The organism is Sphaerisporangium sp. TRM90804 (assembly GCF_029846175.1).
In the GTDB taxonomy this organism is placed as follows: domain Bacteria; phylum Actinomycetota; class Actinomycetes; order Streptosporangiales; family Streptosporangiaceae; genus Sphaerisporangium.
Map to the genome: position 1 here is coordinate 350,133 of NZ_JARWAC010000015.1, position 14,372 is coordinate 364,504.

The 14,372-nt window shown below is 72.0% G+C and carries 10 protein-coding genes; 7 read left to right on the plus strand and 3 right to left on the minus strand.

What is annotated here, in order from left to right:
- Positions 1-8 precede the first annotated feature (8 nt).
- Both PYR91_RS20185 and PYR91_RS20190 read right to left on the minus strand, forming a co-directional pair.
- The gene (locus PYR91_RS20185; RefSeq protein WP_279781667.1) at positions 9-1,349 is read right to left on the minus strand and encodes an MFS transporter; all 1,341 of its coding nucleotides are present in this window, start codon (positions 1,347-1,349) and stop codon (positions 9-11) included.
- Between the two features lie 56 nt (positions 1,350-1,405).
- Positions 1,406-1,978: a helix-turn-helix domain-containing protein gene (locus PYR91_RS20190; RefSeq protein WP_279781669.1), complete on the minus strand. Its 573-nt coding sequence runs from the start codon at positions 1,976-1,978 to the stop codon at positions 1,406-1,408.
- A gap of 280 nt (positions 1,979-2,258) precedes the next feature.
- On the opposite strand from PYR91_RS20190, the gene PYR91_RS20195 reads away from it, so the two are divergent.
- The 6 genes from PYR91_RS20195 (at position 2,259) to PYR91_RS20220 (ending at position 11,643) form a co-directional block, all read left to right on the plus strand.
- A complete protein-coding gene (locus PYR91_RS20195) occupies positions 2,259-4,886 on the plus strand; it encodes a glycoside hydrolase family 9 protein (protein ID WP_279781671.1) in 2,628 nt (875 codons plus the stop codon).
- A gap of 87 nt (positions 4,887-4,973) precedes the next feature.
- Entirely contained in the window at positions 4,974-5,639 is a 666-nt protein-coding gene (locus PYR91_RS20200; RefSeq protein ID WP_279781673.1) for a phenylalanine--tRNA ligase beta subunit-related protein, read from the plus strand.
- A gap of 312 nt (positions 5,640-5,951) precedes the next feature.
- Positions 5,952-9,692 (plus strand): multifunctional oxoglutarate decarboxylase/oxoglutarate dehydrogenase thiamine pyrophosphate-binding subunit/dihydrolipoyllysine-residue succinyltransferase subunit, encoded by a 3,741-nt coding sequence (locus tag PYR91_RS20205; protein ID WP_279781675.1) that lies wholly within the window; start codon positions 5,952-5,954, stop codon positions 9,690-9,692.
- Positions 9,693-9,796: 104 nt separating this feature from the next.
- Complete coding sequence (locus PYR91_RS20210) at positions 9,797-9,973, plus strand: DUF6104 family protein (RefSeq protein WP_279781677.1); 177 nt, start codon at positions 9,797-9,799, stop codon at positions 9,971-9,973.
- Between the two features lie 105 nt (positions 9,974-10,078).
- On the plus strand, positions 10,079-10,873 hold the full coding sequence (locus PYR91_RS20215; protein WP_279781679.1) for a DUF4097 family beta strand repeat-containing protein: 795 nt from the start codon (positions 10,079-10,081) through the stop codon (positions 10,871-10,873).
- Positions 10,870-11,643, plus strand: coding sequence for a PadR family transcriptional regulator (locus tag PYR91_RS20220; RefSeq protein ID WP_279781681.1), 774 nt, complete (start codon positions 10,870-10,872; stop codon positions 11,641-11,643). The genes PYR91_RS20215 and PYR91_RS20220 overlap by 4 nt, the downstream gene beginning before the upstream one ends.
- Before the next feature lie 270 nt (positions 11,644-11,913).
- Here the strand turns inward: PYR91_RS20220 and PYR91_RS20225 are convergent, their stop codons facing one another.
- Positions 11,914-12,885 carry a zinc-binding dehydrogenase gene (locus tag PYR91_RS20225; RefSeq protein WP_279781683.1) on the minus strand — a complete coding sequence of 324 codons (972 nt, stop codon included), beginning with the start codon at positions 12,883-12,885 and terminating at the stop codon, positions 11,914-11,916.
- Between the two features lie 729 nt (positions 12,886-13,614).
- On the opposite strand from PYR91_RS20225, the gene PYR91_RS20230 reads away from it, so the two are divergent.
- Complete coding sequence (locus PYR91_RS20230; protein ID WP_279781685.1) at positions 13,615-14,370, plus strand: Ig-like domain-containing protein; 756 nt, start codon at positions 13,615-13,617, stop codon at positions 14,368-14,370.
- The last annotated feature ends 2 nt before the right edge of the window (positions 14,371-14,372 follow it).

Consider the following 14,372-nt stretch of genomic DNA (forward strand, 5'->3'; position numbering starts at 1 on the left):
ATGTTGTTCTACTCGGGGTGGGTCCGGCGCGGAAGCCGCAGGAACAGCGCCGAGGACAGCGCGATGACGCCGGCGACCACCCACCAGGCCGGGGCCGGGCCCGCGCGGGTCGCCAGCCAGCCCAGGCCGAGCGCGGCCGCCATGGCGCCGAACTGGAGCTGGAGCGAGTCGACCGACATCAGCGTCGCCCGCCGTGCGGCGTCCACGCGCCCGTGCATCATCTCGGCGCGCAGCACGCCCGTCACGGCCAGCCCGGCGAACATCAGCGTGTACGACGCCGCCGCGGCCGCGATGCCCGCGAGCCCCGTCAAAGCCGAGGAGCCGGCGAGCGCGCCGAACGCCAGCGCGGTGACCAGCACGCCCGCCACGGCGGCCCGGGTCGAGCTTCGCAGCAGCCGAGCGGCCCCGGGGGCCAGCCAGCTACCGAGAGCACTGGCGGCGAACCCGGCGGCTGCGACCACGGCATAAGCCGAGCTGCCCGACTCCGCCTCTCCGGTGAGTGCGGCGAGCCTTCCCGGAGTGAGCATCTCGATCGCGCTGAGCCCGGCGCCCAGCGGCAGGGCGATCAGCAGCAGCCGGCCGAGGGCCGCGTCCCGCAGGCCGAGCCGCAGGCCGGTCCCGATGGTGACCGGCACGTCGCGCAGCACCTCGCGGGCCGAGGGGCGGGGGCGGGGCGGCTCGGGCATCGCCACCAGCACCACGACGAACAGCACCGCGCCGGCGGCCGCGCCCGCGACCACCGGGGCCGCCAGGCCGCCGGGCGCGACCAGCGGCAGGAACCCGCCGGCCAGCACCGCCGCGGACAGCGAGAACGAGCCCGCGGCCTCCCCTCTGGACAGGCCGGGCTTGAGGTCGGCGCCGGGCCCCTCGGCCGCGTGCAGCGTGTCGACGTACCAGGCCTGGGCGGGCCCGCTGGACAGGGCCCTCGCCACGCCCTTCAGGACCGCCGAGACGACGAACGGCCACATGGAGGTCGCGACGGCCATCAGGCCGAGGGCGGCCACGGTCACCAGGCCCGAGATCGCGAGCACCGCCCGCCGCCCGACCACGTCGGCGAGGCCGCCCGTCGGCAGCTCCAGCACCACGACGACGGTCGAGAAGACGGCGATCACCACGCCGACCTGCGCCAGGCTGAGCCCGCGCGAGGTCATGAGCAGCACCATCGGCGCCATCATCAGCCCCGGCGGCAGCCACGTCAGCGCGCTGATCAGCGCGTACCGCCGCCGCGCGGCGGCGGCCGAGAGCAGGTGCCGGCCGTGCCCCGGTGGGCCGGCGTGCCCGCCGGACGGCCGGCCCGGGTGGACTCCGGCGGTCGCGGGCCCTCCGCCGGAGGGCTTCGTGCCCGGCACGGGCCGATCGGAGGGCTGGGAGGGATCCGCCGGCGCGGACGGCCCGGTGTGGGCGGTCATGCGGTGTACCCCCTCGTCGGGAAGGCGGCGAGATGGATCGCGACCCGCTCGGTGCCGGGCAGGCCCTCGTCGGCGGCCTCCAGCTCGCGCACCAGGTCGAAGACGCGGTCGAACAGCAGGGAGAGCGAGGCGGGGGTGAGGCGCCCGATGTCGTCGGACATGCCGCCCGCCTCCCTCCACTCCGGCCCCCATGCCTCCCGCTCGCGCTCGAACCGCTCGCGGTCGCGCGTCAGCACCTCGAACTGGCGCTCGCGCATGAACCCGGCCGCCTCCCGCCCCTCCGGGCTGGCGCCGAGCTCCGACTCGCTCCACGCGGTGTAGCGGTGGACCGCGCGCCAGCGGCGCTCGCGGGCGTCGCGCGGCTCAGGATCGGGCTCGACGAAGCCGTACCTGGCGAGTTGGCGCAGGTGGTAGCTGGTGGAGCCGGAGCTCTCTCCGAACCTGGCCGCCAGTTCGGTCGCGGTGGCGGGCCCGTCCATGCGCAGCGAGCCGAGCAGACGCACCCGCAGGGGGTGGGCCACGGCTTTGAGTGCCTGAGGGTCCTTCAGGCGGTAGACGTCGTCGCTCATATGGCAAAGGTAGCTTTGCAAAGTTGCTTTTGCAAAGCTACCTTTGGAATATCCGCGAGCTGAAACTTTCATCTCCCGGGCGCCCGTCCCCGGCCCGCACGACGCACCCACGGGCCATGGCGCGCCCATGCGCCTCCGGCGGCGCGGCGGGACGACGGCCGGCATTGACGGCCCCCTGACCCGTTGGAACCATGCGGAAACCGTCGCTTCCGGCGGATTTGGGAGCGCTCCCACTCACCCGGGCTCCCGCTGGCGCAGCATCGCACCCTTGAGGAATCGCGTGATCAGACCATTCCGGCGGTGGACGGCCTCACTCGCCGTCACCGCGGCGGCCACGCTGGCCGCCTCCCTCCTGTCCGCCCCGGCCGAGGCCCGCGACACGACGGCGGCCGGCGCCGCGGGCGCGTCCGCGACGGCCGCCGAGCCGGAAGGGCCCGAGCAGATCCGCAACGGGACCTTCGACGACGGGGTCACCACCCCCTGGTGGCACACCGCCAACATCGCCTTCGACGCCGCCGACGGGCGCCTGTGCGCCGACATCCCCGGCGGGACGATCAACCCGTGGGACGTCATCATCGGCCAGGACGACATCCCGCTCGTCCAGGACGAGACCTACGCCTTCGCGTTCTCCGGCGCCGCCGACCCGTCCAGGGTCGTCAGGGCCCTGGTGCAGCTCCCCGTCGACCCGTACACGGCGTACCTGGCGGCCAACCCGCAGCTCACCCCGGAGACCACCTCCCACTCGTTCACGTTCACCTCGCCCGTGAGCCTCCCGAACGGCCAGGTGGTGTTCCAGCTCGGCGGCAGCGCCACGCCGTGGCGGTTCTGCGTCGACGACATCAGCCTGCGCGGCGGGGCCGAGCCCGAGGAGTACGAGCCCGACACCGGCCCGCGGGTCCGGGTCAACCAGGTGGCCTACCTGCCCAAGGGCCCCAAGGACGCGACCGTCGTCACCGACGCCGAGGCCGCGCTCCCCTGGCAGCTGAAGAACGCCGGCGGCACCGTCGTCGCGTCCGGCACCTCCACGCCGCGCGGCCTGGACGCCAGCTCCGGCCAGAACGTCCACTCGATCGACTTCGGCTCCTACACCACGGCGGGCACCGGCTACACCCTCACCGCCGACGGCGAGACCAGCCGGCCCTTCGACATCAGCCCGGCCGCCTACCAGACGCTTCGCACCGACGCGCTGAAGTTCTACTACACCCAGCGCAGCGGCGTGGCCATCCGCGACGACCTGCGCCCCGGGTACGGCCGGCCCGCCGGCCACGTCGGGGTCGCGCCCAACCAGGGCGACACCGACGTGCCCTGCCAGCCGGGCGTGTGCGACTACCGCCTCGACGTCTCCGGCGGCTGGTACGACGCCGGCGACCACGGCAAGTACGTCGTCAACGGCGGCATCTCGGTCGCCCAGCTCATGAGCGAGTTCGAGCGCACCAAGAACGCCGCCACCGCGGCGCCGCTGGGCGACGGCATGCTGGCGCTGCCCGAGAGCGGCAACGGCGTCCCCGACATCCTGGACGAGGCCCGGTGGGAGCAGGAGTTCCTGCTCAAGATGCAGGTGCCCGCCGGCAAGCCGTACGCGGGCATGGCGCACCACAAGATCCACGACCAGAACTGGACCGGGCTGCCGCTGATGCCCCACCTGGACCCGCAGAAGCGCGAGCTGCACCCGGTGTCCACGGCCGCCACGCTGAACCTGGCCGCCACCGCCGCGCAGGCCGCGCGGCTGTACGCCCCGTACGACGCGGCGTTCGCCGCCGCCAACCTGAGCGCCGCGCGCAGGGCGTGGGCCGCCGCCAAGGCCAACCCGGCCATCCTGGCCTCGCCGTCCGACGCGACCGGCGGCGGCGCCTACAACGACGACAACGTCGCCGACGAGTTCTACTGGGCCGCCGCCGAGCTGTTCATCACCACCGGCGAGAGGGAGTTCAAGGACTACGTGCTGGCCTCGCCGCAGCACACGGCCGACATCTTCGGCGAGCGCGGCTTCGACTGGGGCAGCGTCGCCGCTCTCGGCAGGCTCGACCTGGCCACCGTCCCTAACGACCTGCCCGGCCGCGCCGACGTGCGCGCGTCGGTCGTCGAGGGCGCCGACGCCTACCTCGCCGCGGTGGAGGCCCACCCGTACGGCACGCCGTACAACCCGGCCCAGTACGACTGGGGCTCCAACAACCTGGTGCTCAACATGATGGTGGTGATGGCCTCCGCCTACGACATCACCGGCACACCCAAGTACCGGAACGGGGTGCTGGAAGGCATCGGGTACATCTTCGGCCGCAACGCGCTCAACCAGTCGTACGTCACCGGTTACGGCGAGGTGGCCTCGCGCAACCAGCACAGCCGGTGGTACGCCAACCAGCTCGACCCCGCCCTGCCCAACCCGCCCGCCGGCACCCTGGCGGGCGGCCCGAACTCCTTCCTCCAGGACCCGACGGCCGCGGAGAAGCTGCAGGGCTGCCGGCCGCAGTTCTGCTACATCGACGACATCGAGTCCTGGTCCACCAACGAGCTGACCATCAACTGGAACTCGCCGCTCGCGTGGATCTCGGCGTTCGTCGCCGGCCAGGGCGACGGCACCGCGCGGGCGGCCGGTCGCTGTGACGTCACCTACACCACCCACGGCCAGTGGCCTTCGGGCTTCACCACCCAGGTCACGATCAAGAACACCGGGACCACGGCGATCAACGGCTGGTCGCTGGTGTGGTCCTTCCTCGGCGGCCAGAAGACCGAGGCGCCCTGGAACGTGTCCCTCAGCCAGAGCGGCGCGACCGTGACCGCGAAGAACCTGTCGCACAACGCGCGCATCCAGCCGGGGAGCTCGATCACGTTCGGCTTCAACGGCAAGGGCGGCGTCGGCGCCAACCCGGCGCCCGACCTGATCACCCTCAACGGCGCGGCCTGCGCCTGACCCCCGAGCCCGGCCCGCCGCGTACGGCGGGCCGGGCCCCCGGCCGCGGGCTCCGCGAGACCCGCGGGCCGCGGTTAGGGTTGGCGCGTGATCGAAGCCATCTGGATCGACGAGGCGGTCGCCGCCCTGCGCCCCGACTTCCGGGTGCTGGCCGTCGCCGCGTACGGGCTGCGCAACGGGCCGTCCGACGCCGCCTCCCGGGAGCTGCTGGCCGAGGCCGGCGCCGCGGGGGTGACCCCCGCCCACGAGCACATCGTCGCCTGGCAGGACGCCTACCGCGCGTTCGGCGCCAAGCCGCAGCGCACCCGCCCGTCGGTGGACGCCCTGGTGCGCCGCACGCCGCCGCCCGAGGTCAACCTGATCGTCGACGCCTACAACTCCGTCAGCGTCCGCCACGCCCTGCCCGTCGGCGGGGAGGACCTCACCCGCTACGAGGGCCCCGCCCGCCTCATCCGGGCGACCGGCGACGAGCCGTTCGACACCACCGACAAGGGCGAGCCGGTCGTCGACCACCCCGAGATCGGCGAGGTGGTCTGGCGGGACGACCGCGGGGTGACCTGCCGGCGGTGGAACTGGCGCCAGTGCGTGCGCACGCGCATCACCGAGGACACCGTGGACGCGCTCTTCCTGCTCGAACGGCTGGCGCCGATGCCGCTGGAGGCCCTCTCGGCGGCGGGCGAGGAGCTCGCGGGGTTGCTGCGGACGATCAGCCCCCTGGTGCGCATCGAGTCGCGCCTGGTCAGCCCCGCCTGACCGCCTGAACGCGCCATCACCACAGCCCCCACGCGCCCGGCGGCGGGCCGGGTGTCCATCACGCCGGACGGCCCTCCGCGCCGAAGGGCCCCGGGGGCGTGACCATGGCGTTGGAGCGATACAGAACGGGCTCCCGGGTAAGCAGGCCCTCACCCCCCGGAGTGACCACCCCGGCGTGACCAGTTTGAATGGTCCTGGGAGGATCGGGCGAAGAGCAAGCCCGAGAGCGCACACGTCACTGTTTTCGGCGAGTAGCCTTGGACAGGTTCTCTAATCAACAACGCCGATCTGCGGAAGAGGGCGATTTCGGCCGTGTCGTCAGAGTCGTCGCGGACAAACCCGCTGGCCAGCTTTGGGCAGAACGAGTGGCTTGTCGACGAGCTTTACCAGAAGTACCTCCAGGACCCCGAGTCGGTCGACCGCGCCTGGTGGCACTTCTTCGCTGACTACAACCCCGATTCCGGAACGAGCCGCGTGCCGGCGCCCGGGGGGGTCAACGGAGCGACCGCCGACGCCGCACCCGCGACCTCCGAAGCGCCCGCGCCACCGCCTGCCGCCGAGGCCAAGCCGGCCCCACGGGACACCGCTCCCGCGGCGGTCGCGCCTCCGGCGCCCGAGCAGCCCGCGCGGCCCGCGCGGCCCGCCCCGGCCGCCGCCGAGGCCAAGCCCGCCGCCGCGAAGCCCGCGACGGGGGCCGAGGAGGTTCGGCTGCGCGGCGCCGCCGCCCGCACCGCCGCCAACATGGATCTCAGCCTCGCCGTCCCCACCGCCACCAGCGTGCGCGCGGTGCCGGCCAAGCTGCTGATCGACAACCGCATCGTCATCAACAACCACCTGTCGCGCGGGCGCGGCGGCAAGGTGTCGTTCACGCACATCATCGGGTACGCCATCGTCAAGGCGCTGGCCGCGATGCCCGACATGAACCACTCCTACGCCGAGGTCGACGGCAAGCCCACCCTGGTCAAGCCCGAGCACGTCGGCCTGGGTCTCGCGATCGACGTGCAGAAGAGCGACGGCAGCCGCCAGCTCCTGGTTCCGTCGATCAAGACCGCCGAGTCGCTCGACTTCCGCCAGTTCTGGATGGCGTACGAGGAGGTCGTCCGCAAGGCGCGCGCCGGCAAGCTCGGCGTCGACGACTTCCAGGGCACCACGATCAGCCTCACCAACCCCGGCACGATCGGCACCGTGCACTCGGTGCCGCGCCTGATGCCCGGCCAGGGCACGATCATCGGCGTCGGCGCGATGGAGTACCCCGCCGAGTACCAGGGCGCCTCCCCCGAGACGCTCACCCGGCTGGCCGTCAGCAAGGTCATGACGATCACCAGCACCTACGACCACCGCATCATCCAGGGCGCGCAGTCCGGGGAGTTCCTTCGCCGCATCCACCAGCTCCTGCTCGGTGAGGACGGCTTCTACGACGAGATCTTCCAGGCGCTGCGCATCCCGTACGAGCCGGTGCGCTGGGTGGCCGACATCTCCGCCAGCCACGACGACGACGTCGCCAAGTCGGCCAGGGTCATCGAGCTGATCCACGCCTACCGCGTGCGCGGCCACCTCATGGCCGACACCGACCCGCTGGAGTACAACCAGCGCAAGCACCCCGACCTCGACATCAAGTCGCACGGCCTGACCCTGTGGGATCTCGAGCGCGAGTTCCCCACCGGCGGGTTCGGCGGCAGGCCGCTGATGAAGCTGCGCGAGATCCTCGGCGTGCTGCGCGACTCCTACTGCCGCACGGTCGGCATCGAGTACATGCACATCCAGAACCCCGAGGAGCGGGCCTGGATCCAGAGCCGGGTCGAGCGGCCGCACGTCCGCCCCACCCGCGAGGAGCAGCTGCACATCCTGCACCGGCTCAACACCGCCGAGGCGTTCGAGACCTTCCTGCAGACCAAGTACGTCGGGCAGAAGCGCTTCTCGCTGGAGGGCGGCGAGTCCCTCATCCCGCTGCTCGACTCGGTGATGTCCTCCGCGGCCGAGGAGGAGCTCGACGAGGTCGTGATCGGCATGGCCCACCGCGGCCGCCTCAACGTCCTCGCCAACATCGTCGGCAAGTCCTACGCCCAGGTGTTCGGCGAGTTCGAGGGCAACCTCGACCCCCGCAGCGCCCACGGCTCGGGTGACGTCAAGTACCACCTCGGCGCCTCCGGCGACTTCACCGCCCCCGGCGGGCAGACGATCGCGGCGTCCGTCGTGGCCAACCCCTCCCACCTGGAGGCCGTCGACCCCGTCCTGGAGGGCGTGGTCCGCGCCAAGCAGGACCTCCTGGAGCGCGGCGAGGAGGGCTTCACCGTCCTGCCCGTCCTGGTGCACGGCGACGCCGCCTTCGCCGGCCAGGGCGTGGTCGCCGAGACGCTGCACCTGTCGCAGCTTCGCGGCTACCGCACCGGCGGCACCGTCCACGTCGTGGTCAACAACCAGGTGGGCTTCACCACCTCGCCCGCCTCCTCGCGGTCGAGCGTGTACGCCACCGACGTCGCCCGCATGATCCAGGCGCCGATCTTCCACGTCAACGGCGACGACCCCGAGGCCGTCGTCCGGGTGGGCAAGCTCTCGTACGAGTACCGCCAGGCGTTCCGCAAGGACGTCGTCATCGACCTGGTCTGCTACCGGCGCCGCGGCCACAACGAGGCCGACAACCCCAGCTTCACCCAGCCGCTGATGTACGACCTGATCGACGCCAAGCGGTCCATCCGCAAGCTCTACACCGAGGCGCTCATCGGCCGCGGCGACATCACGGTGGAGGAGGCCGAGCAGGCGCTCCGCGACTACCAGGAGCAGCTCGAACGGGCCTTCACCGAGACCCGCGAGGCGGCCAAGAAGCCCCTGGAGCCCGGCGCGGTCGTCAAGCCCGCCCCCGACGAGCTCGTGCCCTGGTCGCACGACGACACCCCGTCGGCGATCAGCGAGGAGACGGTCAAGCGGGTCGTCGAGACCCAGCTCACCCTGCCCGACGGCTTCACGGTGCATCCCCGTCTCGCCCCGGTGCTCCAGCGCCGCGGCCAGATGGTCACCGAGGACGCCATCGACTGGGCCATGGGCGAGACCCTCGCGTTCGGCTCCCTGCTGATCGACGGCCACCCCGTGCGCCTCGTCGGCCAGGACTCCCGGCGCGGCACCTTCGGGCAGCGGCACTCCGTGCTGGTCGACCGCAACACCGGCGAGGACCACACGCCGCTGAAGTCCTTCAACGAGGGCATCACGAAGTTCTACGTCTACGACTCCCTGCTGTCGGAGTTCGCGGCGATGGGCTTCGAGTACGGCTACAGCGTCGTGCGGCCGGACGCCCTGGTGGCCTGGGAGGCGCAGTTCGGCGACTTCGCCAACGGCGCGCAGTCGATCATCGACGAGTTCATCTCCTCGGGTGAGCAGAAGTGGGGCCAGCGGTCCTCGGTGGTGCTGCTGCTGCCGCACGGCTACGAGGGCCAGGGCCCCGACCACTCCTCGGCCCGCATCGAGCGCTTCCTGCAGATGTGCGCCCTGGACAACATGACGGTGGCCCAGCCGACAACCCCGGCCAACTACTTCCACCTGCTGCGCTGGCAGGTGCTGTCGAACCGCCGCAGGCCGTTGATCGTCTTCACGCCGAAGTCGCTGCTGCGGCACCGCGCGGCGGCCTCCGCGGCGGCCGAGTTCACCTCCGGCGCGTTCCGGCCGGTGATCGGCGACTCCACGGTCAACCCGTCCGACGTGCGGCGGGTGGTGCTGTGCTCGGGCAAGGTCTACTACGACCTGGCGGCCGGCCGCGACAAGCAGGAGCGCACGGACGTCGCGGTCGTGCGGCTGGAGCGGCTCTACCCGTTCCCGGCCGAGGAGCTGCGGGCCGAGCTGTCGCGCTACGGTCTGGACACCGAGCTGGTCTGGGCGCAGGACGAGCCGATCAACATGGGCCCGTGGCCCTACCTCACGCTGAAGCTCGCCGAAGACCCCGGGCTGCTGGGCGGCCGGGGCCTGCGCCGGGTGTCCCGTGCGGCCAACTCCTCGCCGGCGGTCGGCTCGCACGCCGCCCACGACGCGGAGCTGGAGCACATCGTCAGCGAGAGCCTCACCTAGCGTCCGCCCGGCGCGGGTCGCCGGGTCCGCGTGACCGAGGAAGTCCCCCACGGGCGGTTCCGTGGGGGGCTTCTCCATATTTCGTGTTGTGTCCTGGAGATGCGATGTACTTCACCGACAGGGGTATCGAGGAGCTGGTCGAGCGGCGCGGGGAGGAGGAGGTCGGCATCACCTGGCTGGCCGAGCGGCTGCGCGAGTTCGTCGACCTGAACCCCGAGTTCGAGACCCCGGTCGAGCGCCTCGCCACCTGGCTGGCCCGCCTGGACGACGAGGAGGAGTAGCCTTACGCGTCCGCGGACCATACGCGATACATCTTGACTTTTCGCCAACGCGACATATCGTGTTCTGTGTAGGCAACCGCGTAAGAGCCGTCGAAGGGCGAGCCCATGCCCAAGTGGACCATCGAGAAGCCGGAACAACTCAGGTTCGGCGACGTCAGCGCGCTGAGCGTGCGCATCGTGGCCGGCCGCCTGGCCGTCCTGGCGAGCGATGGCCCGCCGACGCTGGAGGTGAGCGACATCGGAACGCCTCCCCTGCTGGTCGAGCACGACGAGAACGGCCGCCTGACGATCGCCTACAAGGACCTCACCTGGGACGGCGTGCTGGGCTGGCTCCGCCCCGGCCGGCGGGACACCACGCTGACGATCACCGTGCCGAAGGACTGCCCGGTGCAGGCGGGAGTGATCTCCGCCTCCGCGGTCGTCGCCGGCTTCGAACGGCGCACCAACGTAAAGAGCGTCTCGGGCGAGATCGTGCTCGACGGCGTGAGCGGCGAGATCGAGGCCGAGACGGTGTCCGGCGCCGTCGAGAGCCGGGGCCTGGCGGGCGACCTGTCCTTCACCAGCGTCGCGGGCGAGCTGACGGTGGCCGGCGGCACGCCGCGACGGCTGCGCGCCAACACCGTCTCCGGCCGCATCACCGCCGACCTCGAACTGCCGCCCACCGGGCACGTCAGCCTGCACAGCGTGTCGGGCGAGATCGTCATCTGCCTGCCCGACTCCGTCGACACCGACGTGACCCTGCGCTCGACGTCGGGCCGCCTGACGGCCGCCTTCCCCGGCCTGGACGGCAGCGATCGTCCCGGCCAGAAGGCCCTGTCGGGCAGACTCGGCGGCGGGATGGCCTCCGTGTCCGCCACCACCATCTCCGCCGACGTGACCCTTCTGAGGAGAGACCAGTGAGCCCCGTTTTCGCCCATGGACGGCTCCGCCTGTACCTGCTGAAGCTGCTGGAGGAGAGCCCCCGGCACGGCTACGAGGTGATCCGCCTGCTTCAGGACCGTTTCCTCGGCGTGTACTCCCCCTCACCCGGCACGATCTACCCCCGCCTCGCCCGCCTGGAGGAGGAGGGCCTGGTCACCCACGAGGTCGTGGACGGCAAGAAGGTGTTCACCATCTCCGACCGCGGCCGGGCCGAGCTGGAGGCCCGGCTGGACGAGCTGGCGGAGCTGGAGCAGGAGATCTCCGACTCCGTCCGCGACATCGCGCGGGAGGTCAAGGAGGACGTGCGCGACACCGTGCGCTCCCTGCGCGACGAGCTGACGCAGATGGCCCGCGACGTGCGCCAGAACACCAAGGATCAGCACGACGCCAAGGACGGTGTCCGCGCCGCCAAGGAGGAGCTGCGGGCCGCCAAGGACGAGTCCCGCAGGATCTGGCGCGAGCAGAAGCGCACCTGGCAGGAGCACAAGCAGGAGCTCCAGCGCCAGCGGCGCGCCTGGCGGGACGACGCCCAGCGCTGGAAGACCGACTGGCTGCACAGCGTCTGGGGCGAGACCTTCGAAGGCGGGGGGTCGCGCGACCACGACACCGAGCTGGGAACCATGCTCGCCGAGTTCGTGCACGAGATCCGCGGCGCCGCGGCGTCGTCGTCGGTGACCGAGGAGACCCTGGCGACCGCGCAGGACGCGTTGTACGACGCCGCGGCCCGCATCCGGGCGGCGCTGCGATGATGATGGGCCAGTACGGCCTGCGCCCCCCGCTGCTGCGAGGCTCACCGGCCGGGCCGGCCCTGCCGGTCGAGCCCGCCCCGGCGGGGCCGGTCTCCGCACCGGCCCCGCCGATCGCCTCGCCGCCGCCGGCGGTCTTCCCGGCGGCGTCACTCCCGGCGGCCCCGCGGCCGGAGGCGGCGCGGGCGGGCCGGGGTCACCACACGCGCAGGGCGTGCCCCGGGCGGGCCCGGGCCGCCGGGCGGGCGCGGTACGCCACCGGGCGGGCGGCGATCACTCCCCGCCCACGGTGAAGACGACCTTCCCGAAGACCTCGCCTCGCCGCATCGCCGCGAATCCCTCCGCGGCCTCGGTCAGCGGCAGCACGCGGTCGACGAGCGGCCGCACGCCCGTCTGCCCCAGCAGGACGGCCAGCCGTCCGAGCTGCTCGCGGGTGCCCATCGTCGAACCGATCACCGACAGCTGCAGGAAGTACACCCGCGCGAGGTCGGCGGGCGGCACCGCGCCGCTGGTCGCGCCGCAGACGACGATTCTCCCGCCCGGGCGCAGCGACTTCAGCGAGTGGGCCCAGGTGGCCTCGCCCACGGTCTCCATGACGGCGTCCACCCGCTCGGGCAGCCGGGCGCCGGGCTCGAACGCCTGGTCGGCGCCGAGTTCGAGCGCCTTGGCGCGCTTGTCCTCCGAGCGGCTGGTGACCCACACCCGGTAGCCGCCGGCCCGGCCGAGCGCGATGAGCGCGGTCGCCACGCCGCCCCCGGCGCCCTGGACGAGCACGGTGGACCCCGGCTCCAGCCCGGCCTTGTCGAAGAGCATGCGGTAGGCGGTCAGCCACGCCGTCGGCAGGCAGGCCGCGTGCTCGAACGACAGCGCCGCCGGTTTGGGCACCAGGTTCGCGCGCGGCACCGCGACCTTCTCGGCGAACGTGCCGTCGTGGACCTCCGAGAGCAGGGAGCGGCGGGGGTCGAGGGTCTCGTCCCCGTGTACGGGGGTGCCGATCACCGAGTGGACGATCACCTCGTTGCCGTCCTCGTCGACGCCGGCCGCGTCGCAGCCGAGGACGATCGGCAGCCGGTCCTGGCGGATGCCGACGCCCTTGAGCGTCCACAGGTCGTGGTGGTTGAGGGCCGCGGCCCTGACCGACACCGTGGTCCACCCGCCGGAGGGGGCGGGGTCGGGGACCTCGCCGAGCGTGAGGCCGGCGAGCGGGTTGTCGGCGTCGGTGCGTGTGCAGGTTACGGCGAACATGCCGGAACCCTATCTCCGCGCCCCGCGGCCGTCCGGGGCGGCGCCGCCGGCTCCCGCGGTGAGCGCGCCCCGGCGGCGCGGCCCCCGGGCACGGGTTTCGCGTCGCCGCCGTTCTTCGTGGCGGCGCCGGCAGTGACCCGGTCTCCCGTTTTCCGCGGCTCGCGCGAGCCGGGATTCCCCCGCATCCCGGCGATTATTGGAATAATCCCGCAAACCCGGCTAAATCCGCCCGCCACCCCACGCCGACACGCCGTCGGCTAATGCGACTTCGAAAAACATCGCTGATTACCTGTAGTCGCGGCGGGATCGCGCAGGTGAGGCCGTATGCCCAGCGTGGCCAGGAGATTCCGGCGATTCGGGTCATCTCACATATCCGATTTAAAGGGATATAGCACCGACTAGCGATCGCCTATTTTTTGCCTGCTAGCGCGAATCTCCCGCATGTCGGACAACGGTACGGACGTCGACCATGAGTAAGGTCGAATACGCAGGCGCGCCAGCTTCGAGGTGCTCCTTTACTTTGAACTGCAAAAAGAAAAGGACCGCTTTATGATAGACGTCGGTCATCTCCGCTCTCACCACCGTAACGTCGGTCGTTCGTGGCTGACAGCAGCTGTCACGGGCGCCCTCGCGATGGGCGTGGTCGCGGCGGCCCCAGGCAGCGCCGGCGCTGTCGCGGCACCGCAAGGCCTCGGTACGAAGGCAGCAGTCGTGCTTCCGGGCGCGCCCGTGACGGCGACGTTCGCCGTCCGGGTCCGGCAGCCGTACACCACGACCACGACCGTGTCCTCCTCGCTGAACCCCTCCAAGGAGGGTCAGTGCGTGACGTTCACCGCCACGGTGGCCGCCACCGGAACCGCGATCCTGCCGACCGGAGCCGTCGTGTTCCGCAGCGGCACGCGGGACCTGGGCACCGCCCAGCTCCAGGGGTCCGGCCAGGCCACCCTCACCACGTGTGAGCTCAGCGAGGGCACCCACACCATCACCGCTGTCTTCCAGGGCAACGGCAGCTTCCTCACCAGCACGTCCGCGGGCGTCGTCCAGACCGTCCTCGACAGGGACCGCCACGACAAGAACCGGGATCGGGACGACGAGGTCGTCGAAGAGGACGACGATGAGGACACCACCGTCATCCACGACGACGACGACAACCTCGCCCACCGTTGCCGCCACTTCAGGCACGACCACGGCGACGAGGGCGGCGACGGGGGCGGCATCACCGAGTCGCGCGGCCGCGAGTGGGAGAAGCTGCGCCGTCGTTGCGAGAAGTACTGGCACAAGCGTGACAACGACTGGATCACGCTCGTCGACAAGGGCATCCGCCGCCACATCGAGGGCCACCACGACACGGGCGGCGGCGGTCGCGAGTACTGGGACCACCGCAAGCAGCGGTGGGTCCCCGAGGAGCGCCACCACTACAGGAAGCCGCACCACAAGAAGCACTACCACAAGCCCGTCGTGAAGCACTTCGCAGTGACCGGCTGACC